We start from the raw sequence: 23,974 nt of genomic DNA on the forward strand, positions 1-23,974 counted from the left end.
CCTTGCACTAACAGCACCATGTTAATCTCCTCTTTATCGCCTTATTCTTCATGTTTCGATAATAAAGCTCTAATTACTTGATCGGAGATGCGGAAATTTGTTTCTAAAATTTGATCAATAATTGGCTTGAGTTCATTCAGATATCCTTCAGCCCTAGCTTTACTAATGACACCTAATGTTCCTGTAAAAACAAGATTGAACTTTCTAGCCACTTTGCGAGCCTTTAAATCATCTAAGATCATCAGGGAATCAGGATATTCCATTGCTAGAGCAATACTAGAAGCCTCTCCCGTATCTAATTCCCCTTCCAGAAACTTCTGTTGTTCTTGGTTGCTCGCATTTTCCACTCGAACCCAAGCTGGTAAAGTTTCACCATATTCAGATTCAACTTCTGAAGTAATCGTAATTTCACTATAAACAAATTGTAAAAGCTCCAGTCTTCCAATTTTTTTGAAAACAATCAGGGAACTGGTATCAGCAATGACAAATTCAGGCGTTTTCAATGTCCAATTCTAACTCTTCAACGGATGTACTAAAGAGGGAAATCTGATAATCACCTAGAATTTCAATAAATTCTCGCTTGCTTAACCCTGCCACTGCTGCTGCTTGACCTGAGCTTAGGGTGCCATTCTCGTATAACTTAGCCGCAATTAGCAATCGCAGTTCTTCATCAGTTTCTTCAATTGTATTAGGAATATTTAATTCTAAAGTTCGCATAGTTAGGTGTTCCTACACTTTGATCGGCTTTACCCCTTATTATAGTGATACGATCGCGCTAACCAAAAAGCCTTCTACTCCTCTCAAGCACTCATTCTTTCTGGCTCTAATTAATAATCCTTCCTAGCCATACTGACTCTACTGAGCGCGATCGGAAGGCTAAACTTCATCAGGATCAACTCCCAACTCCCGCAACTTTGCAGCTAAACGTTCCGTTCTTTCTTGCTCCTGTTGTTTCTGTTCAGTCAGTGTGGGTAGCCAATTTCCATCTCGATCAAACCAACGTAACCATTGGCGATTAATCCCTTGATACATTCCTTGCCATAACCCGAAACCTAGCTCAATGCTGTCAATCCAAAAACAAGACGCTTCTAGTGTCTGTTCTGCATAACGATCACCTTGAAGCATAAAAACTCGGAGATGGTCAGTATAGCGGTCAAAAACTGCGTAATAGGGAACTTTCAAAATTCGCTCATAAACTTCCCACTTCGTTGGCGGTTGATTCACCTCCCGTAACGTCTGACCTAAATCTTCCTTTTCAGTTCCTGGAGATAATAACTCAACGACAATAAACGGATCAACGCCTTCCTGCCACAGCACATAGCTCAGACGCAAATCTTGCTCTTCATATAATTGTGAGACCCCTAAGACCGCAAACCAATCAGGACGCTTATACCATTGCGGATTGTGGGGATCATAATACACATTCAAATCAGTCCCCATGAAAATCTGATCAGGGGGATAACCAACTGGATGAAACGTTTCTTCTAACAATCGAGGCTGATAAATATGAAATTGGTCAGAGCCTCCCAGTTCCTCAGGATCTTCGCTAGGGAGATCATACATTGTCGGGAGCACTTCTTTCGGGGGTCTAGGGGGATCAGTTTGATACATAACAAATTAGTTTAACGCTTCTTATATCTTAAAGACTAAATAATTTTCTCACTTCTGTCTCTGATACTTTGGGAAGCAATCTCTAAAGCGCGATCGCGCTCTACTTCTACAATGCCAGCTAAAGCAATAAAATGAGTTTCAAAATTAAATTCTTTTGCTTTCCATTCTAAATAGTGTGGATCAATAGGAATGCAATGTCCGCCTACCCCTGGACCGGGTAGAAATGGCATAATCCCAAAAGGTTTCGTGTGAGCAGCTTCTAATACTTCCCAAACATTTAATTCAGCGCGATCGCAGAGTAACGCCAACTCATTTACTAAAGCAATATTAACTGCTCGAAAAGTATTTTCAAAAACTTCGACTAATTCAGCCGCTTTAGCACTACTAACAGGGACGATTTCTTGAATTGTTTGTTTGTAAAAAAAGTGGCAATTTCTAAACCTAAAATTTAATTCTGCTCTGTTTTAATATACTCTAGAGCCGTTGCTAAAACTTTCTGAGAGTCAATTTTATCAGCAATTTCAGCTTCTGTACACTGCCCTTCAAATGCTTCTAAGGCTGCTTTTTTGATAGCGGTATCAAAGGCATCGGCTAAAGTTTCTTTTAATTCGGTATCATTGGCATAGTAACCTCCAGATTGGCGACGTTTATTCACTCGCCGAATTTCTTTGCTTGCATTATAAATGGAAAAGTCCCAAGAACGAGTGCTTCTTTCTTCTGCTGCTTGTTTAATCAGATGAAGGAGGAGAATAACGGCATAGCTATAAATTTTATTGAGTTTATCTTCTTTAGACATCTCCTCCATTTCTGCAATTAATTCTAGAGCTTTATTATAGTTTTGTTCTTGAATATATTGTCGTAAAGTTAATAATTCTTCCATCTTTAGTTGACTCGTTTTTTTATCTCTTCTTATTTACACTTTTAATTCAATTAGAGGAAGGGTCAAGTCCTTACTTAAATTTGAATTTAATTTTGTCTTACTATTTTAGAAGACTTTGCTAACCTGAGATAAGTTGACTAAAATTAATTGTTATGCCTCCTATCAGTAGCGAAACCAGTGCAAGGCGAAATAGCGTTCTGTGTAAGGCGCAGGGGTAGGGAAAATTGAAACAAAAAATTATTAAAACTCTTGTGAGTATTACTAGCTATAAAAATGCTTGTGATTGGATTGAAACTTGGGTAAACAATCAAACGTCTTGTTATATTATCGCAGCTAATGTTCATGTGGTGATGACAGGATTTTGGCAACCTAGTTATCAAACCATTATTAATCAAGCTGCCTTAGTTACCCCTGATGGAATGCCCCTTGTTTGGGCAATGCGTTGGTTGGGGGTGAAAGAGCAAACTCGGGTTTATGGTCCTGATTTAATGTTAGCTTGCTGCGATCGCGCTACCTACAAGCAGATTCCCATTTATCTTTACGGAAGCACTCAATCTACTTTAGAACAACTCCAGCATCAACTGCAACAAAAGTTTCCTAATTTAATCATAGCAGGAAGCCATGCTCCACCCTTTCGCCGCTTAACAGAGGCTGAAGAAACAGAAGATAGACAGCGCATTCAGGCTTCTGGTGCAAAAATTGTTTTTGTTAGTTTAGGTTGCCCAAAACAAGAACAATGGATGGCAAGACAACAAGGGAAATTAAAGGCAGTGATGATAGGAGTAGGAGCAGCGTTTAGTTTTCACAGTGGGGAAGTGTCTCAAGCACCGCGTTGGATGATGAAGTTAGGATTAGAATGGCTTTATCGGTTGACTCAAGAACCGCAACGATTATGGAAACGCTACTTTATTAATAATCCTACCTTTTTAGTTTTACTTGCCCGACAAGTTTTCTTGGAGAAAAAATCAAATTAATTGTTACTTCATATCATCATTGTGGGAACAATAAATCTAGGCTCTTTGGTGAGGAGAATAGATACTCCTTCGGATATAAGGTATGGATGAGATTGTGAGTAATCAAAACCGTCGTTGGGGAAAAACAACTGATATTCGCGCTCCAGAAAAGCTCAAACTTTCTAAACTTCTAGAATGGTCATGGTCGCGGATATTGGCTTTATTAATCAGTGACTTATTGGCGATCGCGATCGCGTGGCAGTTTGCCCGTTACTTCAATCAATTTTACTCTCCGATACCATCACAATTAGTCTGGTGGACATGGTTAGGAATACCGAGTCCATTTTGGCTTTTTTTCGCCGTTACTATTTTATGCTTTACCCAAGCAGGCTTATATAGTTCCTCGACAGAGTGGAAAAATTACTGGAAAGTGGGACAAATTACCACCTTAATTTACTTGGGAACTTTAGTTTTAAGCTATTTTTATGATCCCCAACTCAATCCACCGCGATCGCTGTTTGTAACAGCCTGGTTTAGCAGTGTTTTTCTCCTTGTCGGATTACGGCTGATCACAACTTTAATCCTCAAACAATGTCAAGCCACCACCTCACCCACGCCAATTTTTCTCATTGCTGATTCCCAAGCCAGAAACCGCCTCTCACAAAGCATTCCCCAACGCTCTCCCTATCAAATTATAGGAGTTGCTGATACCAGCAGCATTAACAAACCTGAAACCTTCAAAGCCATTATTAAAACAAACCCAAAAGAAGTTTTAGTGGCTGATTTACCTGAAAGCGAGTTAGCCTCAAGGTTATATTGGAAGCTACGTCGTCGGGGGATTGCCTTACGTTTAATTCCCTCCAGTCGTGAAACCCTTTATCGCCGTGGTGTTCCTGAAATTTTTGCAGGGATTCCGACTCTCAGGGTAGAACCGCCCACTATGGGAGGCTGGGAATATCGTTTAAAACGCTATCTCGACATAATTGGTGCTTCATTGGGACTGATCATGTTGTCTCCCCTATTCATCAGTTGCGCGATCGCGATTTACCTCTCTTCACCTGGAAATCCCTTTTTTCGCCAGAAACGAGTGGGACTTCATGGCAAAACTTTCTATATGTGGAAATTCCGCACCATGGTTCCCAACGCGGAAGCCTTACAACCCCAATTAGAACAGCAAAACCAAACCGACGGGGTTTTATTTAAAGTTCAAGACGATCCTCGTATTATTCCCATTGGGAAATTTTTACGTCGCACCAGCATTGATGAATTACCCCAACTGTTCAATGTTTTAAGCGGAGAAATGAGTTTAGTGGGACCGCGTCCTCTTCCCTTAAGAGATGTGAAAAAATTTAACTCTTGGCATCACACCCGTCATAATGTTGTTCCTGGCATTACAGGATTATGGCAAATTTCAGGGCGATCTGATCTCGAAGAATTTAATGATATTGCCCGTCTTGATCTGTACTACATTGATAATTGGTCAATCAACTTAGATTTAGAAATTTTAGTCGAAACCTTTAGAATTGTCTTATTTGCGAAAGGGGCTTATTAAATGCCATGACAGAATTAGAATCCTCTTCCCAGCGTTCAGCCGGTCAACTGTTGGCGTTACTGACTGCTGCTTTTTACACCCTTTTTACGCTCCTTCCCGATAGCCATAGCCTAATGGTGGCTTGGCCCTGGGTTTTAATTTGGCAAGTCGCCCTAATTTGTCCCATTTTATGGTTACTTGCCATACTCTTCAATACCAAACAATTTCCACAGTTGGGAAACAAAATTGATTTTTGGGTCGGGTTAGTCGTCATTGCTTTAATTATTAGCACGTTAGGGGCTGAACTTCCTAATCAAGCCCGATGGTACAGTTGGGCAGCTTTTGGATTTATAGCAGCTTTATATGCCCTGAATGATTGGTTAGCCTTGCCACAACGATGGTATCGCTTATTAGTGTTTCAGGGGGGTCTCGCTGTTGCATTCATTCTGGTCAGTCTTTCTCTCTGGAGTTTTCAAACCTTATTACCCGAATTAGATCGCCTTGCTGCGTTAAGTGATTATGGGGTAGAGGGAGGATTTGATTTTTCGGTATTAGAGTTACGGAATTGGGCCCCTTTCGGACATCAAAATTATGTCGCAGGATATTTGGTGTTAACTTTGCCCCTATTGATGAGTTTGGCAATCGTTGAATCAGGTTGGCGACGGTGGCTATGGTTCGGCAGTTTTGCCGTAGGATTAGTTGATCTATATACCACGAGTTCTCGCGCAGGTTGGTTGGGCTTATTTGTGGTTGGTTTAGTGGCTTTAGCAGTAGGGTTCATCCGTAGTTCTCTGCCCAAATTGTGGTTATTGCTAAGTGCTGCGACCATGATGGGATTATTTTTGTTGCTCATTTTGACCAATAATCGCCTACGCGGTTTTTTTATTGGAATTTTCACTGGAGAAGGAGGGGGGCAACTTTCTTATCGCGTCATTACCATGACAACAGGTTGGGAAATGGGAATTGCTCATTGGTTAACAGGCGTTGGGTTAGGAAATGTTCCCTTTTTGTATCAGGAGTATCTTCCCCCTTGGGCTGGCACAGAAGCAGAAATGATTTATCAGTTGCACAGTACCCCTGCCCAACTTTGGGCTGAGTTAGGGCTTTGGGGAATTATGATCCAAGTGGGGGCAATTTTCGTTTGGGGAATTCTCTGCTGGCGAGTTTTGACTCAGGAATTAGCAAGGAAAGACTTTATTCTTGCTGTAGGAATGCTGTGTGCTGTTGGCGGTTATTTTGCCGTTAGTGTAACGGATTATCAGTTAGATAATATGGGGATTAGTGGAATATTGGTCATTTATTTCGCGATCCTAGCAACGATTTTCCGCCAGCAAGCCTTTATTTCGTTACGAATGGCTAAAGGTTTGGCATGGGGGGGATTTGCTTTTTTAATGGCAGTTGTTGTCTGGTTGATTCCGATTCATCGTGCTTGGCAAGTTTCCACAGAAGGATTTATGGCTTTAGCGGAGGAAGAAGTAGATATATTTCAAGAAAAACTGACTCAAGCCTATGAATTAACTCCTTGGAATCCTTATTATGCTTATCAATTGGGTTGGAATTTAGGAGATTTGGGATTACGTTCCCAGCAAGAGGAATTATTGCAAGAAGGGATCACTTGGTTTGAGCGAGGATTAGAAGTAGGGCGCGATCGCGAATTTGGTTATAGTAATCTAGGTTGGTTACAGTTTTATTCGGGAGATGTTACCGCTGCCAGTGAGTCTTTTACCCAAGCAGCAGAATTACTCCCTGCTAAAAAAGGGGTGTTTTATGGATTAGGGTATAGTTTATTACGGCAAGATCAACGCGAGGCGGCGATTAGGGCTTTAACTTTAGAAGTGTTACGGCATCCCATTTTCATCACTAGCCCAGTTTGGGAATTGTCTGATTTACAGTCAGTGTATCCTGACGTGTTAGAAAGCGCGATCGCGCAGTGTGATGAATTCTTAGACAACAATTCCCTCTCCAATTATTGTCATCGCACTCGTGGCATTTTATTGTGGTGGCAAGGAGATTTTGACGTAGCCAAGGAAGATTTAAGGGAATATGGTAATGCTTTAAGCCAACTGGTTTTAGAGATTAGCCTCGGAAAAGACATCGCTGCCGTACAAGATGAGGCTTCCTCACCAGAGATAAAGCAACTGCTTTCAGCTTGGTTAAATCAGGATCAACGTCCACAACTCTTACAAGAAGCCTTTGTCATTGCTAGGGAAGAATTTCCCCAACAACAACACTTAGAAAACTTAATTAACACAATGGCAACCTCAGAAAATTTTGTACAATGGCTGAAAGACAATGCCCCTACTTGGCAATATCGTCACCAAAGATCAGGATTTTCGGTTAATCTGCGACAAATGGGGGGAGCCGTTCCCTCAGACTACTATCGCGTTTATGAGAACATTCCGATCAATGTTTGGTTTTCTTCCTTGTTTCCCAGTTCCTCCTATTTTCCCGAATTAGATTCAAAGTTAAATCAAAAACGTTTCTGACTTGTTTGCCTACTGATTGATGCGCGATCGCGCCTCCCCCCTTATACCAAATCCGATTAGGCTCCGCCTATGCTTCGCAAACGCGCTTTCCCTCTCATCCCAAAAACCCCGATTGCCGTAGGAAAGTAGCTTTGCTACATCGTGCTTCCCTCCTCACGGGGTGACAATCGTGTTGTAATCGCCTCAAGCGCTGACGTAGATAGCCTTTTATAATAAACAGATCAGGCTGCGCGATCACGCTAACTGTGCGATCGCAGAAACCAAAATGAACTTAAAAAATGCTACCAAAATTATATCGCAATCACCTTGCTAATCGACTCACTCGTGCCCAATTATTAAGCCTAGAAATCTGGGTATGGCTGTTACAAGTTCATAAAAATGTGAAAATCGAAAAACTAGCTGCGTACTATCCTTTACCGATTAAGTATGAAAGTCGTCGCCGTCGTCTTCAAAGATTTCTAGTGCTTCCTTCCCTGTCCATGGCCCTAATTTGGTTTCCAATCATTAAAGAAATTATTAAACTCATTCACCCAAGTAATCAACCTCTTTACTTAGCTTTAGACAGAACGCAGTGGCAAGATAAAAACTTGTTTGTTGTCGCCTTCATTCATCAGAAACGAGCTCTTCCCATTTATTGGCAATTTTTATCAAAGAAAGGAGCCAGTAATTTAAAAGAACAAAAAGCTTTACTCAAACCGATTTTGAAACTTCTGAGAGGTTATCGATTAATCATTTTAGGAGACCGTGAATTTCATAGCATCGAGCTGGCTAAATGGTTACGGAGAGAGAAAGTGGGCTTTGTTCTGCGTCAGAAAAAAGACCGAAACATTCAAGTCAAAGGAAAAGATTGTCAATCTCTTAGTTGCTTCGACTTTCAACCAGGAGACTCTCATTTCTTTCCTAATATAAAAGTGGGTAAAAACGGATTCGGTCAATTTTCTGTTGCCGTTAAATGGAAAAAGAAATACCGAGGAAGTGTCGAAAAAGAGCCTTGGTATCTTCTGACTAATCTTCCCGATCTCGACTCGGCAATCAAAGCTTATCAAAAGCGTATGGGAATCGAAGCCATGTTTAAGGATTGTAAGATCGGAGGTTATAATTTAGAAGGCTCTAAGGCTTCAGTCAAAAGACTAAGTAATTTGGTTTTGTTGTGCGCGATCGCGTACACGGTCTCCAGTTTAAAGGGGCAATCCATTCGGTTCAAAGGTCAACAAGAATATCTTGGTCGTCTGAGAACAGTGAAGCAAAAAATGACGAAAAATAGTAATTTCTTAATCGGCTTATATGGTCAAACTTGGATCATCACTCAGATTTTTGTCAAAGATTGGGTAGAAGAATTGATGAGTCTTAATCGCAATAAGTTTCCCTTTTATCAGAAAGGGTTAAGAGCTATGGAACTTATACAGCAAGGGGCTTAAGCCAGTCGTCACCCCTTGAGGCTTCCCTCCCCATATCTTCCAAAACAGCGATTGTTCCTTATCTTGATGCGATGTTTTCCCATGGATTGATTTCGATATAATATGAAAAGGCAGAGGTTTATGCCGATATTATCGTTAATCGACAACAAAAAGGAAAACCAATTGAAGTAATGGATGCTATGATTGCTTCCATTGCGCTGCTTAAAACAGCAATCAAAACTCTTGCGCTAACATTCTTCAGTTACAATTAATTTAAGCTGAGGCAATAAAACCTATGGGCAGAGACTGAGTTTCTAGACGGTTTAAATCAACAACTTGACTAGCGTGATCGATGTCGATCCCGACTAAGTTTCCATCTTCATCAAAGTCTAAAACAATATTTTGGGAGGCTTCTTGGGAATTGGCACTAGGACGATTTGATAAATTAATATAAAGAGAATCTGTGTCAGGGTAATAATTAAATTGCATACTCATTTACTCCTTAAAATTGCGGTCGGGGAAAGCGTTATTAATGGTTTCTCCGTCATCTAAAGTAACTACTCGCAAGTATTTGTCTAACTCAGGTATATATTGCCAGTAGCGGATTCTTCCATTCTCTTGTATTTTTTTTTTTAGCAAAACTTGCTCTTCAAAATAAGGAGTCGTTTTCACTTGAATGGATTTTTTATCGCTACTTTAAATTTATCACATTATTTAATCTGATTTGCCTCTCTCCCTCACCCAAACACCCGTTTGCGAAGCATAGGCGGTAGCCTAATCGCGCCTTCCCCTCTCATCCCAAAAACACTCGATCGCGCTTTCTTCCCCATCCCCAACCCCCGATCGCGCTTCCCCCTTCATCCCAAAACAGCGATTGCCGTAGGCAAGTAGCTTCGCTACATCGCGCTACTTCCTCCCTCATCCCAAAAACAGCGATTCTTATGAAGTGATCATCTTCTTGGAGACCCTACTTTAAATCAAATACTTTGACTAAAGTTTGGTTAAGAAGATTGAGTTGTTGTTCGCCTAATTTTCCTAAGCGTCGCCTTAATAATTTCCGTTCAAGGGTTATAATTTTTGAAACTTTAACTTTTGAGGTGAGTTTGAGTCCTGTTAGAGAAAATTCTGGATCGTTTGAATTGATAACAAATTCATCGTCACTGGTTTCGGAAAGAGATTGAGAGGAAATAAAGCAAAGCGTTACGTCCTGTCCTTTAAAATCAACCCATAAAATTACTGCAGGTCGGAGTTTAGTTTGAGTAAAGTCAGAAAAAGGAAAAGGGACAAGCACAATATCACCTTTACTCAGTTGCATTGATAGGTTCTCCGTCCTCAGAGGTATATATGTCGGGTTCTTCTGCTAGAAAGTCTAAACTATTACTATAAAGACTTAATGCAATTAAATCATTGGTTGAAGGGTAAGTATCTTCAAAAAAAAGCTTTTCTTCTAGCATTGCTTGTTCCTCTTGAGACAGTGAACGAATAGCTTGAATAAGAGATTCAATAAGTTGGGTGTTCATTAGTCATTGCTTAATTGTTTCAACTTGATGATGTGCTTTGCTATCTACTTTAACAAAAGACTAATCGCGCTTCCCCCTTCATCCCCAAAACAGCGATTGCCGTAGGCAAGTAGCTTCGCTACATCGCGCTACTTTCTCTCATCCCAAACCCTAATCGCGCCTCCTTCTCATTCCAAGTAGCAATTAACTTCATTATGACTAAAGGTGTGATAACCTAAAACGATAATTAACTGCTACTAAATCCAAGAAGTTGAAGACAGACAGCCTTTTTTACCACCTCTTCCAGATACGGCCACAATTATTTTTTGAACTTCTTTCTGACTCATCTCAAGCTGCTTGCAATTATCAGTTTACCTCGGTAGAAGTTAAGCAATTAGCGTTTCGCATTGACGGTATCTTTTTTCCTAGCAGTGGCAACAAAAAAGACCCATTTTATGTGGTAGAAGTGCAGTTTCAACCTGATGAGCAACTTTATTCTCGCATTTTTTCTGAACTTTTTCTATATATCAAACAATATCAGCCTGTGCATCCTTGGCGAGTGGTAGTGATTGATCCGACTCGCAGTGTAGAAAGAAATAGTGAGCCTCATTTCCAGCCGTTGTTAAATTTAGAGCAAGTGAGGCGAATTTATCTTGATGAATTAGAGGAAGGGAAAAATAGTCCTTTGGGGGTGCGCTTAGTGAAATTAATTACTTCAAAAGAAACGGAAGTTTCACAACAAGCGCAAAGCCTATTAGAGTCAGTTTCTAGAGAGGTAGAGGAGACCAAACTTAGAAATGATATCATAGACCTAATCGAGAGTATTATGGTTTAGTGCGACCTGAACTGGTCGGTTAAAACGGTGTAACCTTTACACCACAGGGTTTTCCACCCCTGTCCTTCGTGGAAAGCTCTCCTCATTTGGAGAGTGGCGACGCTCTTAGTAAGTAATGAACGGAGTGGAATGCACGCCCCTAACGCAACGGTTGCTGGCAGGGATTAACTGGTTTCCGTGCTAGAAGGAGAATTGGAAGGATGAACATAGTCTAAGCTGATGATTAAACTGCGTTATAGAACAAACAGCCAAATTATCCCTGACAGGCTGTGACCAAAAGGTAAGAAGGGGGTCTGTACGTTTAATCCTCGTATAGACGTGGAAACAAACCCCTTCCGCAGAAAAGTCAGCCATCCTAACCAATTCGTATGTTTAGCCGATACAACAGGGTAAGCCCTACTAGGTCTTCAAGAAGGTCGGTTCTTGGAGTAGGGAGGAGGTAACAAATCCACAATTCCTAGGAGGGTAAAAGATGAGGCAAAAAGCGAGTGCGTAATTCTGGGGTTTCCCCAGAATGTAAGACGCACTCAAGACGCGAATGCCAATCTGTAATGGGTTGGATAGAGGTTGAAACATTACCTCTGAGCGAAAGCAATAGCCGACTTGCCTTGGGTCTTATACGAAAGAGAAGTTTACAAGGGTAACGAACCCAAGAAGAAGTTAGATGTCAAATCCAAGTTTGACAAATGGACTAAGGGGACAGATTACAGATTGGGGTCAGATCAACTGGCGTAAGGTCAAAAGGTTCTAAATACGAGCAAGTAGCCAAGATGCAAAAGCATAAATGTCCTATCTGTGGTGATAGCCTCTATAACGGAGAAGAAATCGAAACCCACCACATAGTACCTGTGAAGGAAGGTGGCTCAGACGACGTTGAGAATCTAGTCCACTTGCACAAAGCGTGCCATAAACAGGTACACAGTACGAAAACCAAGACAAAGGCTGGAAGTAAGAGCCTCAGCGGTATGATTGGAAACAGTCACGTACCGTTCTTAGGGGAGGGGAGAGAGGCGACTCTCGAACCTTACCCGATTAAGTTTCCACAGATGAGTCGGAAGGAGATTGCTGCCATGTTAGGGGTTGATGATTTAAAACAAACAAGATTTTATCAAGAAGTATTTACGGAAGGGAAACAGGAAGGAAAACTAGAAGGGAAACAGGAAGGAAAACTAGAGGCAGTATCAAGAATGCTAGACTCTGGTGTTGATTTAAATACGATCGCGCAGTGGTTGGATTTACCTCTAGAGATGGTAAAAAAGAGCGATCAAACAAACTAGCAATAACTCAGTTAAAATAATTTAAGTGACCACAAAACGGGTAAAAAATTGGGGTATAGATTGTATTTAGATGTTTGTTGTCTAAACCGCCCTTTTGATAATTGGCAACAAGAGCGAATCAGGCTAGAAGGAGAGGTTATCTTAACGATCATTGATCGGTTTCGTCTTCAACAGTGGCAATTGGTTACTAGTGAAGCCGTAGAAGTAGAATTAGAAAAACTCAATGATATGGATAAACGGAAAAAGTTTTGAGGCTTTTAGAATTGAGTACAATTCAAGTCAACTTGAACGTTCCCAAGAGTTAGAAAAATTAGGTTTTGGGTTATACGATTCTTTTCACATCGCTTGTGCAGAAGTAGCTGAAGCGGATTTCTTACTAACTACTGACGACCGTTTGCTTAAAAGAGCCATTAGCTATAAGAGCCGTTTAAATGTCGTTGTGGATAATCCAGTAACTTGGTTAATGAAAGTGTTTCAGCAAAAAGGAGAAACTTAAAATGATACCAACTGAACTTAGACAACAAGGATATCAAGCCCTCATTGATCGCTTAGGTGCAGTCAATGCCATTCGGTTTCTACAAGATGTTGGTGGAGGAAGTGGTGACTATAGTGAATGGTACTATCGACTAAATCAAAGATTGTAGTCGTAGCTTCTTTTGATCCTTTAACCAGACCAAAACCGCCATTCTCGGTTGAATCTAGGGACTTTTGCCATAGATCCACTGGAGATGATTTCTCTCCCCAGTCAAACTGTCGTACTAGCCAATCAAAGTGGAAGTCGTACAGATACTCTAATTATAGCACACTACTGGTCTCGCTAACTACCGACCAAATCGGATATTGTGGTCGTAGGATGCGCGAGACCCTTACTCAAACAGTGATTACTACTTATTCAGTACCATCTTTGCCCATCGGTTGATTACCGATATAATATGAAAAGAATGAAGATTAATTAAAGACCAAACTAATGTCTAATTTAAGCCTGAGTAATCTTGACCCTGATTTAGAGAAGCGACTTCAAATTATAGCATCTCATCATGGTCGTTCGATTGAGGAAGAAGTAAAAGTAATTTTAGAAGAGATGCTTATGGCGAGAGATCAGGTTGATAATCTTGCTGACTTAGCAAGGTATTGGTTTGGAAACGATGGTGTTGAATTGGAGACACATCCGTCAGTGTTTCCTCAAACAGAAGCAGAATTAGACTGTGATTATTTTAGACACTAATGTTATTTCTGAGATGATGCGTCCTCAGCCAAATTTTCAGGTAATGTCTTGGTTAAGAGGATTTCCTGTGGAAGAGTTAGCAATTACTGCGGTTAGTATAGCTGAAATTTCTTATGGTTTAAAACGTTTACCAGAAGGTCGTCGCCGTGATTCCCTTCAATGGCGATTTCAGATGTTTATCGCTCAAGGATTTAGTAATCGTATTTTTCCTTTTGATGAAAAGGCGGCAGAGGTTTATGCCGATATTATCGTTAATCGACAACAAAAAGGAAAACCAATTGAAGTAATGGATGCTATGATTGCTTCCATTGCGCTGCTTAAAACAGCAACTTTGGCAACTCGTAATGTTTCTGATTTTCAAAACTGTGGTTTAGAATTGATCAATCCGTGGGAATCTTCCAGTGAAATTTAATCTTGATCGCGCTTCCCTCACCCAAAACCCGATCGCGCCTCCTCCCTCATCTCAAAACCCCGATCGCGCCTCCCTCCCTCACCCTAAACCCGTTTGCGTAGCATAGGCGGTAGTCTAATCGCGCTTTAAGAATCACTAATTTGGTAAAATTTACACAATAAATTGAGAAAAATTGAATTATGTCCACCTCTAACCCCAAAATTAAATCAGAAATTCTTTTTGAAGTGACTCTTTCTTTTAAAGATGCCATTTCCGAATTATAAAATTTACTTAGATGCCTGCTGTTTGAACCGCCCTTTTGATGATTTCAGACAAACTCGAATTTATCTAGAAGCAGAAGCAGTAATGATAATTCTACAAGAATGTCAACTGGGAAAATGGCAGCTCATTAATAGTACAGCTCTCAATGCTGAATTGAATCAAATTCGTGATTTAGAGAAGTTAAAAGCAATTCAAAAAATTTTGGAAATTGCTACAATCCAAGTAACTCATGATAATCAAATTTATCAGAGAGCTTTCCAATTTCAAGAAATGGGATTCACAGCCTATGATGCGTTTCATTTGGCTAGTGCAGAAAGCAGTAAAGCTGATATATTTTTAAGCACGGATGATCGATTAATTAAGAAAGCAAGAAGATACACTCAAAAGATACAGGTTGCAGTTGACAACCCTACACAATGGTTAAGTCAAGTTATGCAAAAGGAGCAAAATAATAATGATGAAAACTAAAGAAGAAATCCTTCGAGAAGGTTATAGTGCTTTAATAGGGTCTCTAGGTGCAACTGATGCGATACGTTTCCTTCAGCATTTTCGTTCTGGTCAAGGGGATTATACAAAAGAACGCCGCCAATGGTTGGATAATAAGTCTTTAATGGAAGTTTGGGAGGAAATGGAACAAGTTTCCAATGAGCCAAAATAATTGCGCTTCCCCCCTTACCTCAAAAACCCGATCGCGCTTTCCCCCTATCCCAAAACCCGATCGCGCTTTCCCCCTATCCCAAAACAGCAAGTCTGATCCCCCCCTTCAAAAAAAGGGGGGTTAGGGGGGATCTAACCCATCGCGCCTCCCCCTTCATCCCAATAGCGCAAAAAATTTTCCCAAGGGTGATCACTTTCTTGATCAATCTGGGTAAGTTACCACTAACGAGATAAATAACATCCCTCGAAACAAGACATTAGGGACTTGCGAAAAAATGAATTACCCAGGAAACTAGAAGAGATGATATTGGTAAAAAGAGGATGCAAGAGTTAAACGAACAGTTCAAAAGAACTCTTAAAGATGCAGCGAGAAAATTAACAGGAGAGAAAAAACGAGTGTTTGTCGCTCAGGTGTGCCTTGACTACTTTCAAGGTTCAGCCCGTCGGACAGAAAGGCAAATGGGTTGGGGGAGAGTGTGTGTTCAAAGAGGTCTTGACCATCTGGAAAGGGGAATCTCCTATCAGGACAAGTATCAGGAGCGGGGTCGGAAAAAAAGCGAAGAAAACTTGCCCAATTTAGGAAAGGAGATTCGCGACCTAGTAGAGGAACAATCTCAAGCCGACCCAAAATTCCAAACCACATTTCAGTATAGCCGCATGAGTGCTCAAGCGGTGAGAAATGCTCTGATTAGGGAAAAAGGATACAGCGATGAACAATTACCAACCCGACAAACAATTGGAGCAATGTTAAATCGCCTCGGCTACCGTTTAAAAAAACCTTAAAAACCAAGCCATTGAAGAAAATCCCTGAAACTGATGCTATTTTTGAACAAGTGGCAACAGCTAATCAAGCGGCCGATGATGACCCAACCGTCTTACGCATCTCAATTGACTCGAAAGCCAAAGTCAAACTAGGAAACCTCTCACGGGGTGGGAAAGACCGTCGCCAAGCTCCCCCTCAAGCCGATGACCATGATACTCAATGGCACACGACTCTACTTCCCTTTGGGATTCTTAACCTCCGTACAGACAACTTAGCTCTTTACATGAGTGAGTCCCCTGAAACCTCAGATTTCATTGTTGATTGTCTAGAGCACTGGTGGAAAAGCAATCAAGGAAACTTTCCCGAGGTTAACACCTTAGCCATTAACTTGGATGGCGGCAGTGCTACCCGTTCCAATCGCACTCAGTTCATCAAAAGGATTGTAGAATTTTCTCGTCATTACCAGCTCCAGATTCGCTTAATTTACTATCCTCCCTATCATAGTAAATACAATCCCATTGAGCGTTGTTGGGCTGCCCTTGAACAATTCTGGAACGGAGCGATTCTGGACTCTATTGACACGGCTCTGAGATGGGCAAGTAAGATGAGTTGGAAAGGTTCTCAGCCTGTGGTTCACCATGTCACTAAGCTTTATCAAACTGGTGTCAAAGTTGACCCTGAGTCTTTAGCAGACTATCGGGTTGATTGGTATCCTTCAGAATCTCTGCCCAAATGGTCAGTTACTGTTGGTTCGTTCTGATGGGTATTCTTTTTTCTTGCAAGTCCCTTAACGCTCATCAAGAGGAAATTTGCTATGAAAACGAACTTACAAACAAAACTTCTGCAACTTCTTAACCAGAAAAATCGCCAGAAAGGTTTTACCCTCATTGAACTCCTAGTTGTCATCATTATTATTGGTGTTCTTTCTGCAGTTGCTCTCCCCACCTTCTTAGACCAAGCTGGACGAGCCAGACGAGCTGGCGCTGAATCTATCATTGGTGCAGTTAACCGTGCTCAACAAGCCTATCGGGTTGAAAACACAACATTTGCAGGGGCGTTTAGTGATTTAGAACTAGGTTATGATAGTGATAACCCCCCAGAAGCTGAAGGCTATGAAGGGTTTGGTATAACTGGTGATACGGATGCCGGAGGGGTTATCGCAGTAAGCGCCAGTGTAGCTGATCAGCGTAGCGTCTGTGGTGTTGCTACTACTACAACTACAGCTATTTTCACTTGTGGCGATACTGATGATGCCGGCGACACTGGTAATCCCCCTAATTCACTACCTACTGAGGATAGTTGAAACTAATTAAAAATTAGCTAATTGCTTAGGAAATATGTAGAAGCAGGGCTTTTTCGCACCCTGCTTTTTAAGTAATATGATTTCATTTTAACTCTAGGATTGAGATATATAGCAAGATCAAGATAGAAGCTAAGAGAACTAATCGCCATGAAATTCAAATTACTGTATCTAACTGGCATCAGTCATTCTCAGCAAAATAAAGGGCTTACCATAATTGAGCTTTTAGTTGTTATTATTATGATGAGCATTATCTCCGCACTAGCTTGGCCGATTTATCTGTCCCAAGCTGGTAGAGCAAGAGAGTCAGCAGCGCGAAGTCTCATCGGTAAAGTTAATCGTTCCCAACAAGCTTACCGTCTCGTTAATGGCACTTTCACAGAAGACTATTCTCAATTAGAAGATTTTGAAACCCTTCCTGATCCTGACGGTTATTCTTTTGCTGAAACTATGGAAGTAACAAATGATCAAGCAATTGTCGAGGTAGAAAGCAATGATACAGCTTCTCAACCTCATCTATGTGGAATTGCTACTTTTACGAGTACAGAAATTCAAGAAAATAGTACATTTGGTAATGGAAACTGCCCTTAAAAATAACAGGGTCGTTTCATTTTCCTCAAATTACAGTCAGGTGGCGAGATGGGGAGACAAAAGCCCTTTCCAGCTTAGTTTACGCTTCGTTCTAGACTTTAGGAAAAGAAAGCAATTTCGCAGTTTTTTTTATAACATTTTGATAAATTATTGCTAATATACGATCCCCCCAACCCCCCTTAGTAAAGGGGGGCGAAGGGGGGATCTACTGTAACCTAACTTTTTGAAAATGGTATTACTAAGGGGAAGCCTTCGGCACGGCTTTCAGCCTACGCAAGTTCAGTTCCCTTTTACAAAGGATATCGTATTGCCGTATTGCTATAATTAATACAGAATAAACCAAAAATTATTTGTAAAATGTTTTAACTAATATGGTGAGTCTGTCTAAACAAGTTATTAATAGCACAGTCACAATAACCATCGCTACGTTTTCTTTTTTAGGGGTTATTTTCTTACAACTTAACTTATTAAGAAATGGAGAAACGGATCAAACCACCCTCAGCTATTCTCAACAAGAAGACTGGGAAAGAACGCAATTAAGGGACTTGCGAAAAAATGAATTACCCAGGAAACTAGAAGAGATGATATTGGTAAAAAGAGGATGCAAGAGTTAAACGAACAGTTCAAAAGAACTCTTAAAGATGCAGCGAGAAAATTAACAGGAGAGAAAAAACGAGTGTTTGTCGCTCAGGTGTGCCTTGACTACTTTCAAGGTTCAGCCCGTCGGACAGAAAGGCAAATGGGTTGGGGGAGAGTGTGTGTTCAAAGAGGTCTTGACCATCTGGAAAGGGGAATCTCCTATCAGGACAAGTATCAGGAGCGGGGTCGGAAAAAAAGCGAAGAAAACTTGCCCAATTTAGGAAAGGAGATTCGCGACCTAGTAGAGGAACAATCTCAAGCCGACCCAAAATTCCAAACCACATTTCAGTATAGCCGCATGAGTGCTCAAGCGGTGAGAAATGCTCTGATTAGGGAAAAAGGATACAGCGATGAACAATTACCAACCCGACAAACAATTGGAGCAATGTTAAATCGCCTCGGCTACCGTTTAAAAAAACCTTAAAAACCAAGCCATTGAAGAAAATCCCTGAAACTGATGCTATTTTTGAACAAGTGGCAACAGCTAATCAAGCGGCCGATGATGACCCAACCGTCTTACGCATCTCAATTGACTCGAAAGCCAAAGTCAAACTAGGAAACCTCTCACGGGGTGGGAAAGACCGTCGCCAAGCTCCCCCTCAAGCCGATGACCATGATACTCAATGGCACACGACTCTACTTCCCTTTGGGATTCTTAACCTCCGTACAGACAACTTAGCTCTTTACATGAGTGAGTCCCCTGAAACCTCAGATTTCATTGTTGATTGTCTAGAGCACTGGTGGAAAAGCAATCAAGGAAACTTTCCCGAGGTTAACACCTTAGCCATTAACTTGGATGGCGGCAGTGCTACCCGTTCCAATCGCACTCAGTTCATCAAAAGGATTGTAGAATTTTCTCGTCATTACCAGCTCCAGATTCGCTTAATTTACTATCCTCCCTATCATAGTAAATACAATCCCATTGAGCGTTGTTGGGCTGCCCTTGAACAATTCTGGAACGGAGCGATTCTGGACTCTATTGACACGGCTCTGAGATGGGCAAGTAAGATGAGTTGGAAAGGTTCTCAGCCTGTGGTTCACCATGTCACTAAGCTTTATCAAACTGGTGTCAAAGTTGACCCTGAGTCTTTAGCAGACTATCGGGTTGATTGGTATCCTTCAGAATCTCTGCCCAAATGGTCAGTTACTGTTGGTTCGTTCTGATGGGTATTCTTTTTTCTTGCAAGTCCCTAAACACTCTTGCTAACGCTCCGACTTTTGGGTTTGATAATATGGTTGCTAACTGGGCTTATTTACGCTCTCTACAATACTTTGGAGATAAGCCAGCACGACGTGAAACAGGATACTCCTTATTACCAAAATATCTAGAAGTAATTGCCAAACAAGACCCCCAATTTATACAAGCCTATCGTTTTATTGCCCCCGTTAGCTCAATTTATGCAGGTCGTCCCCAAGAAACTATACACTGGTTAGAGCGTGCCCTAGAAGAAATGTCTCCAGAAGCTCCCTTAGCTTATGTGGTATGGGTTCATAAAGCCCACGATGAACTCTTATTCCTTGGAGATGCTCAAGCTGCATCTAAATCCTACAAAATGGCTGCGGAATGGGCTAGCAAGAATCCTGATACTGAAAGAAATGCAAATAGTCTCCGCCGAACTGCTGAATTTATAGAAGAAAACCCAACCAGTCCCATTCCAAAAATCGGCTCTTGGGGGATGGTGTTAAGACATACCCCTGATCAAGAAGTACAAGAAATTGCAATTGAAAATATCCAAGAGTTAGGAGGTGATGTGATAGTGGATGAGCAAGGAAGAGTGCAAATTGAGTTTCCTGAAGAAGATTAAAATAATTAGTAATATAGCAATATGATCTCATTAGTAAAAAGTAGTTTAACTTGCGTAGGCTGAAAGCCGTGCCGAAGGCTTCCCCCCTAACCCCCCTTAGTAAGGGGGGAATTAAAGGGGGAATCCCAACTAAAAATTTACAACTATAGTCGTTCCAATTCAGTTCCGTAGTGCAGCCATCTTGGCTGCTACTAGGGAGCAAGATGCTCCCACTACTTTTAAGCTGCTGTTTTTTATTTGGAATCACTATAATTTAGGATTGCTATAGCATTTTTAATAAGTAAAATGGTGTTATCCTTCTGCTAAAGCGTTACAAATTTTTTCAGCATCTTCAATTACTTGCTCTTTATAACTTGCTAACCATTTTTCTGCTTTCTCTTCAGAAACTTCTTTATTAAGCAAATAGTTTTTGAGATTTGTTAATTGTAATGGTAAGTTTTTATTAACACTAAATTTGCCTAAACGTTCAAGTTTTTGCGTCAAGAACTTTTGAAGCAATAACTGCAAATCAACAGGCATCAAATCTTCGCGATCAGGAAACTGATTTCTAAACCATTGAGTATATAAATTATTCATTTTTGTTCCTAATTCGTTATTAGGATCATTGGCACCATAATAAAGTAAATAATATAAATCTAGAAAAATATAATTTTTCTCAGACCATTCCCAATCAACAATAACGATTTCTCCTTCATCAGTTATTAGACAATTCTCTAAGCCCATATCTCCATGAATCCAAGACACAGGAAGGAGTAATTGGCTATTATAGATCATTTTAGTTGTGTTTAATATAATTTCAGCTTCTGATTTCGACCATCCATGAGAGACCAATATATCTTCTGTTAAATTAGCAAAATGGGAAATAAAACGAGCTGGCGTTTCTAACTCCACTCCATTAGCATCATACCAAGATAATAACGGTTCAAATAGATCAGCACTTCTATCTTCTCCCACTTTTGGCTTTTTTCCTATAATTTGCTCATACCACACCACTGGCGTATCTGAAATAGGACTATCATTAGAATGATCAACAATAATTTTAGGAACTCGAAATAAATTTAGTTTTTCTGCTTGTCGGATGGCTACCACTTCATTTTCAACAAGAGTTTTACCTTGTTGTTTATAATAAATTTTACAAATAACCTTCTCTTCTGGATAAAAAGCCAGAATATTATAGGAAATCCTAATTTGGTCAACAAAGGCTTTAGCTTGCCCAATGGGAAGTAAGTGGTTGACTACGGTATCTAGAGAATATTTACCTTTCACTACTTGCGGATAGTATTCCCAATTCTTAACTCTTGAAAAGAAACTACAAATTTTAATCCAACGATAATTACTAAGAAAATAAGAATCAACAAAAATCGACTTCTGTTGGCGATTCTTAGAATCAAATAATCCTGATGCGTCTTCGCACTTTTCTAAATCTTGTAAAACTTGTCCTAAGGTAACATCTGGAATTTGTGATAAGGGTTCTGATAAAGGAGATACAGGTTCAGTCATCGTTTTTACTTAATTTTAACCGTTTAATTAACTTGATTGTACCTGTATAAGGAATTGAACGCAATTACAGCGTGATCCCCCCCTTAACAAAAGCAGGGTCGTTTCATTTTAATTATCACATTTGTGAAAAATTTATTACCAAAAAATCTTGAAATTGATCACTTTTTAGATTAATTTTGGTGAGTTACTACTAAGAGAGATTAATAAAATCGCTCGCCATAACTATATTGAAATAACTATAGATTTTATTATTCTGATAAAGCGTTACAAATTTTTTTAGCATCTGCAATGACCTTTTCTTGATAAGTTGCTAATAATTCTTGCGCTTGTTCTTCAGTAATTTTCTCAGTTACTTGTTGATTGAGTAAATGAGTTTTGAGATTTTTTAATCTTAAGGGCAAGTCTGTATTTTTTAATCCTACCCAAGTTTGTAAATTTTCTACTATAAACTGTTGAAGCCTCAACTGTAAGTCAAGAGACATTGTATTTTCTTCCTCAGGAAACTTATCTTTAAACCATTTGGTATATAAATTAGTCATTGCTATTTCTGCATTAAAAGCAGGATCATTACCCCCATAAGAAAGTAAAGAATATAAATCTAGAAAAATATAATTTTTTCCATACCATTCCCAATCAATAATAACGATTTCCCCTTCGTCCGTTACTAAACAATTTGATAATCCCATATCTCCATGAATCCAAGAAACAGGAAGTAAGAGCTGACAATTTTGAATTTTATTAATTGTCGTTAAAATAATTTCTGCTTCTGATTTCGACCACCCCTGAGAGACTAATATATCTTCTGTTAAATCAGCAAAAGGGGCAATAAAACGAGCTGGCGTTTCTAACTCCACCCCGTGAGCATCATACCAAGATAATAACTTTTCAAATACCTCAATACTTTTATTTTCTCCCGCTCTTTGTGTTTTCCCTGAAATTTGCTCATACCACACCACTGGCGTATCTGAAATAGGACTATCATTAGAATGATCAACAATAATTTTAGGAACTCGAAATAAATTTAGTTTTTCTGCCTGTCGGATAGCTACTACTTCATTTTTAGCATAAATTTTACCTTTTCTTCGATAATAAATTTTACAAACAACCTTCTCTCTTGGATAAAATGCCAAAATATTATAGGAAATCCTAATTTGATCAACAAAGGATTTAGCTCGCCCAATCGGAAGTAAATAGTCAATTACTTGATCTAGGGAATATTTACCTTTTATTACTTGGAGATAGTATTCCCAATTCTTAAGTCTTGAAAAAAAACTGCAAATTTTTATCAAGCGATAAGCATCTACTGCATAAGAATCAACAAAAATCGACTTCTGTTGGCGCTTTTTAGAATCAAATAACCCTGATGCGTCTTCACACTTTTCTAAATCCTGTAAAACTTGTCCTAAGCTAGCTTGGGGAATTTTTGATAAGGGTTCTGATAAGGGAGATACAGGCTCAGTCATGGTTGTTATTTAATTTTAACCGTTTAATTAACTTGATTTTACCCGTATCAAGAATTGAACGCAATTACAGCGTGATCCCCCCTTAACAAAAGCAGGGTCGTTTCATTCTCCTGAAATTCCCCTCAGGTGGGGAGATGGGGTGATAGGGAGATGAGGAGATGGGGAGATGAGGAGATGGGGAGATGGGGAGATGGGGTGATAGGGAGATAGGAGATGAGAAGGAAGCGCGATCGGTGTTTTGGGGATTGGGAAGGCGCGATCGGTCTTTTGGGATGAGGGGAAGGCGCGATCGGGTGTTTTTGGGGTGGGGAAGGAAGCTCGATCGGGTGTTCCGAAAAAAGGGATCAATTCTTGATCCGCGAGATCGCTTTTTCATAAGCTGGATCATGTTCAGCAAAACTAATTACTAACACTCGTCGCGGAGAAGGCTTTTCATAAATGCGATAAACCAGACGATAAGCAACACCCTCCCAATCAATTTCTAAAGCGCGGTATCCTCTTAATTTCCCTTTCAAAGCATGATTAGGTACTCCACGCCTTTGATAAGGATCTCTAGCTATTGCTAGCTGATACCCTGAAAAATCATTTTGCAATTGAGCAGGTAAACTAGGAATATCTTCTGTTCTTACAGCAGGATGAACTTGAACCTGATATTTAGACTTTGTACCCACGCTCTTTTAACCATTGATCTAATGCTTCATCATCAATTTCCTGACCTTCTTCCACAACAGTAATCCATTGCGTGGGATCATCAAGATCGACAGAATCAATCCGTTGTAAGGCTTTTCCTTCGGCAGAGTCTGGATTGAGGTACGTCATTTCTCCTTCAATTTCAAAAGGGATCAAGTTTTCTGTTTTGGGATTAGACATAGAGATCATCACCGAATTA

35 protein-coding genes are annotated in these 23,974 nt (G+C 40.2%); 20 read left to right on the forward strand and 15 right to left on the reverse strand.

Annotation, left to right across the window (positions count from 1 at the left end; genetic code table 11):
• Positions 1-41: 41 nt before the first annotated feature.
• The 5 genes from FRE64_RS12665 to FRE64_RS12685 all read right to left on the reverse strand — a co-directional run bounded on the left by FRE64_RS12665 (position 42) and on the right by FRE64_RS12685 (position 2,491).
• Complete coding sequence (locus FRE64_RS12665; protein WP_146296572.1) at positions 42-503, reverse strand: DUF3368 domain-containing protein; 462 nt, start codon at positions 501-503, stop codon at positions 42-44.
• Entirely contained in the window at positions 490-717 is a 228-nt protein-coding gene (locus FRE64_RS12670) for a UPF0175 family protein (RefSeq protein WP_146296573.1), read from the reverse strand. Before FRE64_RS12670 ends, FRE64_RS12665 begins: the two co-directional genes overlap by 14 nt.
• Before the next feature lie 159 nt (positions 718-876).
• Entirely contained in the window at positions 877-1,611 is a 735-nt protein-coding gene (locus FRE64_RS12675) for a Uma2 family endonuclease (protein ID WP_146296574.1), read from the reverse strand.
• Between the two features lie 35 nt (positions 1,612-1,646).
• Complete coding sequence (locus FRE64_RS12680; RefSeq protein ID WP_315862649.1) at positions 1,647-2,018, reverse strand: nucleotide sugar dehydrogenase; 372 nt, start codon at positions 2,016-2,018, stop codon at positions 1,647-1,649.
• A 41-nt stretch (positions 2,019-2,059) separates the two neighbouring features.
• Positions 2,060-2,491, reverse strand: coding sequence for a DUF29 family protein (locus tag FRE64_RS12685; RefSeq protein ID WP_146296575.1), 432 nt, complete (start codon positions 2,489-2,491; stop codon positions 2,060-2,062).
• A gap of 224 nt (positions 2,492-2,715) precedes the next feature.
• Between FRE64_RS12685 and FRE64_RS12690 the strand changes: the two genes are divergently transcribed.
• From FRE64_RS12690 to FRE64_RS12705, 4 genes are all read left to right on the forward strand, one after another.
• Positions 2,716-3,465 (forward strand): WecB/TagA/CpsF family glycosyltransferase, encoded by a 750-nt coding sequence (locus FRE64_RS12690; protein WP_146296576.1) that lies wholly within the window; start codon positions 2,716-2,718, stop codon positions 3,463-3,465.
• 82 nt (positions 3,466-3,547) lie between these two features.
• Positions 3,548-4,996 carry a sugar transferase gene (locus FRE64_RS12695; protein ID WP_146296577.1) on the forward strand — a complete coding sequence of 483 codons (1,449 nt, stop codon included), beginning with the start codon at positions 3,548-3,550 and terminating at the stop codon, positions 4,994-4,996.
• 5 nt (positions 4,997-5,001) lie between these two features.
• Positions 5,002-7,461 (forward strand): O-antigen ligase family protein, encoded by a 2,460-nt coding sequence (locus FRE64_RS12700; RefSeq protein ID WP_146296578.1) that lies wholly within the window; start codon positions 5,002-5,004, stop codon positions 7,459-7,461.
• 278 nt (positions 7,462-7,739) lie between these two features.
• Positions 7,740-8,879, forward strand: a complete 1,140-nt coding sequence (locus FRE64_RS12705; RefSeq protein ID WP_146294195.1) for an IS4 family transposase — start codon at positions 7,740-7,742, stop codon at positions 8,877-8,879.
• Positions 8,880-9,131: 252 nt separating this feature from the next.
• Here FRE64_RS12705 and FRE64_RS12715 read toward each other — a convergent pair whose 3' ends face one another.
• The 5 genes from FRE64_RS12715 to FRE64_RS12725 form a co-directional block, all read right to left on the reverse strand.
• Positions 9,132-9,347: a DUF2283 domain-containing protein gene (locus FRE64_RS12715; protein WP_146296579.1), complete on the reverse strand. Its 216-nt coding sequence runs from the start codon at positions 9,345-9,347 to the stop codon at positions 9,132-9,134.
• A 6-nt stretch (positions 9,348-9,353) separates the two neighbouring features.
• On the reverse strand, positions 9,354-9,530 hold the full coding sequence (locus FRE64_RS17535; protein WP_186708820.1) for a hypothetical protein: 177 nt from the start codon (positions 9,528-9,530) through the stop codon (positions 9,354-9,356).
• Between the two features lie 121 nt (positions 9,531-9,651).
• On the reverse strand, positions 9,652-9,780 hold the full coding sequence (locus tag FRE64_RS18115) for a hypothetical protein (protein ID WP_281286875.1): 129 nt from the start codon (positions 9,778-9,780) through the stop codon (positions 9,652-9,654).
• Positions 9,781-9,825: 45 nt separating this feature from the next.
• Positions 9,826-10,173, reverse strand: a complete 348-nt coding sequence (locus FRE64_RS12720; RefSeq protein ID WP_146296580.1) for a type II toxin-antitoxin system PemK/MazF family toxin — start codon at positions 10,171-10,173, stop codon at positions 9,826-9,828.
• Positions 10,160-10,378 (reverse strand): hypothetical protein, encoded by a 219-nt coding sequence (locus FRE64_RS12725; RefSeq protein WP_146296581.1) that lies wholly within the window; start codon positions 10,376-10,378, stop codon positions 10,160-10,162. The genes FRE64_RS12720 and FRE64_RS12725 overlap by 14 nt, the downstream gene beginning before the upstream one ends.
• A 250-nt stretch (positions 10,379-10,628) precedes the next feature.
• Here FRE64_RS12725 and FRE64_RS12730 point away from each other — a divergent pair, with 250 nt between their 5' ends.
• From FRE64_RS12730 to FRE64_RS12800, 16 genes are all read left to right on the forward strand, one after another.
• On the forward strand, positions 10,629-11,192 hold the full coding sequence (locus FRE64_RS12730) for an Rpn family recombination-promoting nuclease/putative transposase (RefSeq protein WP_146296582.1): 564 nt from the start codon (positions 10,629-10,631) through the stop codon (positions 11,190-11,192).
• A 770-nt stretch (positions 11,193-11,962) separates the two neighbouring features.
• Positions 11,963-12,469: an HNH endonuclease gene (locus FRE64_RS17935; RefSeq protein ID WP_246140313.1), complete on the forward strand. Its 507-nt coding sequence runs from the start codon at positions 11,963-11,965 to the stop codon at positions 12,467-12,469.
• Between the two features lie 60 nt (positions 12,470-12,529).
• Positions 12,530-12,721 (forward strand): hypothetical protein, encoded by a 192-nt coding sequence (locus FRE64_RS17760; protein WP_222597825.1) that lies wholly within the window; start codon positions 12,530-12,532, stop codon positions 12,719-12,721.
• Positions 12,693-12,965, forward strand: coding sequence for a PIN domain-containing protein (locus FRE64_RS17765; protein WP_246140314.1), 273 nt, complete (start codon positions 12,693-12,695; stop codon positions 12,963-12,965). The genes FRE64_RS17760 and FRE64_RS17765 overlap by 29 nt, the downstream gene beginning before the upstream one ends.
• 1 nt (position 12,966) lies before the next feature.
• Positions 12,967-13,113, forward strand: a complete 147-nt coding sequence (locus FRE64_RS17540) for a hypothetical protein (RefSeq protein WP_186708822.1) — start codon at positions 12,967-12,969, stop codon at positions 13,111-13,113.
• Positions 13,114-13,436: 323 nt separating this feature from the next.
• Positions 13,437-13,694 (forward strand): FitA-like ribbon-helix-helix domain-containing protein, encoded by a 258-nt coding sequence (locus FRE64_RS12750; protein ID WP_146296583.1) that lies wholly within the window; start codon positions 13,437-13,439, stop codon positions 13,692-13,694.
• The gene (locus FRE64_RS12755) at positions 13,675-14,106 is read left to right on the forward strand and encodes a type II toxin-antitoxin system VapC family toxin (RefSeq protein WP_146296584.1); all 432 of its coding nucleotides are present in this window, start codon (positions 13,675-13,677) and stop codon (positions 14,104-14,106) included. The genes FRE64_RS12750 and FRE64_RS12755 overlap by 20 nt, the downstream gene beginning before the upstream one ends.
• Positions 14,107-14,349: 243 nt before the next feature.
• A complete protein-coding gene (locus tag FRE64_RS17940; RefSeq protein WP_146296585.1) occupies positions 14,350-14,835 on the forward strand; it encodes a PIN domain-containing protein in 486 nt (161 codons plus the stop codon).
• Entirely contained in the window at positions 14,822-15,025 is a 204-nt protein-coding gene (locus FRE64_RS12765; protein ID WP_246140315.1) for a hypothetical protein, read from the forward strand. The genes FRE64_RS17940 and FRE64_RS12765 overlap by 14 nt, the downstream gene beginning before the upstream one ends.
• 320 nt (positions 15,026-15,345) lie before the next feature.
• Positions 15,346-15,807, forward strand: coding sequence for a hypothetical protein (locus FRE64_RS12770; protein WP_146294359.1), 462 nt, complete (start codon positions 15,346-15,348; stop codon positions 15,805-15,807).
• A gap of 11 nt (positions 15,808-15,818) precedes the next feature.
• Positions 15,819-16,547, forward strand: a complete 729-nt coding sequence (locus FRE64_RS12775; RefSeq protein ID WP_186708758.1) for an ISAzo13-like element transposase-related protein — start codon at positions 15,819-15,821, stop codon at positions 16,545-16,547.
• A gap of 54 nt (positions 16,548-16,601) precedes the next feature.
• On the forward strand, positions 16,602-17,090 hold the full coding sequence (locus FRE64_RS12780) for a prepilin-type N-terminal cleavage/methylation domain-containing protein (RefSeq protein ID WP_146296586.1): 489 nt from the start codon (positions 16,602-16,604) through the stop codon (positions 17,088-17,090).
• A gap of 147 nt (positions 17,091-17,237) precedes the next feature.
• Positions 17,238-17,678, forward strand: a complete 441-nt coding sequence (locus tag FRE64_RS12785) for a type IV pilin protein (RefSeq protein WP_146297360.1) — start codon at positions 17,238-17,240, stop codon at positions 17,676-17,678.
• Between the two features lie 601 nt (positions 17,679-18,279).
• Entirely contained in the window at positions 18,280-18,741 is a 462-nt protein-coding gene (locus FRE64_RS12790; protein ID WP_146294359.1) for a hypothetical protein, read from the forward strand.
• A gap of 11 nt (positions 18,742-18,752) precedes the next feature.
• Entirely contained in the window at positions 18,753-19,481 is a 729-nt protein-coding gene (locus FRE64_RS12795) for an ISAzo13-like element transposase-related protein (RefSeq protein WP_186708758.1), read from the forward strand.
• A 68-nt stretch (positions 19,482-19,549) separates the two neighbouring features.
• Positions 19,550-20,122 (forward strand): hypothetical protein, encoded by a 573-nt coding sequence (locus tag FRE64_RS12800; protein WP_146296587.1) that lies wholly within the window; start codon positions 19,550-19,552, stop codon positions 20,120-20,122.
• A gap of 291 nt (positions 20,123-20,413) precedes the next feature.
• Here the strand turns inward: FRE64_RS12800 and FRE64_RS12805 are convergent, their stop codons facing one another.
• The 5 genes from FRE64_RS12805 to FRE64_RS12825 form a co-directional block, all read right to left on the reverse strand.
• Positions 20,414-21,622, reverse strand: a complete 1,209-nt coding sequence (locus FRE64_RS12805) for a phosphotransferase (protein WP_146296588.1) — start codon at positions 21,620-21,622, stop codon at positions 20,414-20,416.
• A 248-nt stretch (positions 21,623-21,870) separates the two neighbouring features.
• Positions 21,871-23,085, reverse strand: a complete 1,215-nt coding sequence (locus tag FRE64_RS12810; protein ID WP_146296589.1) for a phosphotransferase — start codon at positions 23,083-23,085, stop codon at positions 21,871-21,873.
• Positions 23,086-23,187: 102 nt separating this feature from the next.
• Positions 23,188-23,433, reverse strand: a complete 246-nt coding sequence (locus FRE64_RS12815) for a hypothetical protein (protein ID WP_146296590.1) — start codon at positions 23,431-23,433, stop codon at positions 23,188-23,190.
• The gene (locus FRE64_RS12820) at positions 23,430-23,756 is read right to left on the reverse strand and encodes a type II toxin-antitoxin system RelE family toxin (RefSeq protein WP_146296591.1); all 327 of its coding nucleotides are present in this window, start codon (positions 23,754-23,756) and stop codon (positions 23,430-23,432) included. Before FRE64_RS12820 ends, FRE64_RS12815 begins: the two co-directional genes overlap by 4 nt.
• Positions 23,740-23,955: a hypothetical protein gene (locus FRE64_RS12825; protein ID WP_246140316.1), complete on the reverse strand. Its 216-nt coding sequence runs from the start codon at positions 23,953-23,955 to the stop codon at positions 23,740-23,742. The genes FRE64_RS12820 and FRE64_RS12825 overlap by 17 nt, the downstream gene beginning before the upstream one ends.
• Positions 23,956-23,974 lie beyond the last annotated feature (19 nt).

It is taken from the genome of Euhalothece natronophila Z-M001 (assembly GCF_007904085.1).
Classification (GTDB): Bacteria; Cyanobacteriota; Cyanobacteriia; order Cyanobacteriales; family Rubidibacteraceae; genus Halothece; species Halothece natronophila.

Coding starts and splice junctions, on each gene's coding strand:
- FRE64_RS17765 (WP_246140314.1), top strand. CDS start 12,693: ATGATATGGATAAACGGAAAAAGTTTTGAGGCTTTTAGAATTGAGTAC.
- FRE64_RS12790 (WP_146294359.1), top strand. CDS start 18,280: ATGCAAGAGTTAAACGAACAGTTCAAAAGAACTCTTAAAGATGCAGCG.
- FRE64_RS12685 (WP_146296575.1), bottom strand. CDS start 2,491: ATGGAAGAATTATTAACTTTACGACAATATATTCAAGAACAAAACTAT.
- FRE64_RS17940 (WP_146296585.1), top strand. CDS start 14,350: ATGCCATTTCCGAATTATAAAATTTACTTAGATGCCTGCTGTTTGAAC.
- FRE64_RS12670 (WP_146296573.1), bottom strand. CDS start 717: ATGCGAACTTTAGAATTAAATATTCCTAATACAATTGAAGAAACTGAT.
- FRE64_RS18115 (WP_281286875.1), bottom strand. CDS start 9,780: ATGAGGGAGGAAGTAGCGCGATGTAGCGAAGCTACTTGCCTACGGCAA.
- FRE64_RS12720 (WP_146296580.1), bottom strand. CDS start 10,173: ATGCAACTGAGTAAAGGTGATATTGTGCTTGTCCCTTTTCCTTTTTCT.
- FRE64_RS12825 (WP_246140316.1), bottom strand. CDS start 23,955: ATGTCTAATCCCAAAACAGAAAACTTGATCCCTTTTGAAATTGAAGGA.
- FRE64_RS12750 (WP_146296583.1), top strand. CDS start 13,437: ATGTCTAATTTAAGCCTGAGTAATCTTGACCCTGATTTAGAGAAGCGA.
- FRE64_RS12700 (WP_146296578.1), top strand. CDS start 5,002: ATGACAGAATTAGAATCCTCTTCCCAGCGTTCAGCCGGTCAACTGTTG.
- FRE64_RS12810 (WP_146296589.1), bottom strand. CDS start 23,085: ATGACTGAGCCTGTATCTCCCTTATCAGAACCCTTATCAAAAATTCCC.
- FRE64_RS12800 (WP_146296587.1), top strand. CDS start 19,550: ATGGTTGCTAACTGGGCTTATTTACGCTCTCTACAATACTTTGGAGAT.
- FRE64_RS12770 (WP_146294359.1), top strand. CDS start 15,346: ATGCAAGAGTTAAACGAACAGTTCAAAAGAACTCTTAAAGATGCAGCG.
- FRE64_RS12785 (WP_146297360.1), top strand. CDS start 17,238: ATGAAATTCAAATTACTGTATCTAACTGGCATCAGTCATTCTCAGCAA.
- FRE64_RS12675 (WP_146296574.1), bottom strand. CDS start 1,611: ATGTATCAAACTGATCCCCCTAGACCCCCGAAAGAAGTGCTCCCGACA.
- FRE64_RS12805 (WP_146296588.1), bottom strand. CDS start 21,622: ATGACTGAACCTGTATCTCCTTTATCAGAACCCTTATCACAAATTCCA.
- FRE64_RS12765 (WP_246140315.1), top strand. CDS start 14,822: ATGATGAAAACTAAAGAAGAAATCCTTCGAGAAGGTTATAGTGCTTTA.
- FRE64_RS12780 (WP_146296586.1), top strand. CDS start 16,602: ATGAAAACGAACTTACAAACAAAACTTCTGCAACTTCTTAACCAGAAA.
- FRE64_RS17935 (WP_246140313.1), top strand. CDS start 11,963: ATGCAAAAGCATAAATGTCCTATCTGTGGTGATAGCCTCTATAACGGA.
- FRE64_RS12705 (WP_146294195.1), top strand. CDS start 7,740: ATGCTACCAAAATTATATCGCAATCACCTTGCTAATCGACTCACTCGT.
- FRE64_RS12715 (WP_146296579.1), bottom strand. CDS start 9,347: ATGCAATTTAATTATTACCCTGACACAGATTCTCTTTATATTAATTTA.
- FRE64_RS12695 (WP_146296577.1), top strand. CDS start 3,548: ATGGATGAGATTGTGAGTAATCAAAACCGTCGTTGGGGAAAAACAACT.
- FRE64_RS17540 (WP_186708822.1), top strand. CDS start 12,967: ATGATACCAACTGAACTTAGACAACAAGGATATCAAGCCCTCATTGAT.
- FRE64_RS12725 (WP_146296581.1), bottom strand. CDS start 10,378: ATGAACACCCAACTTATTGAATCTCTTATTCAAGCTATTCGTTCACTG.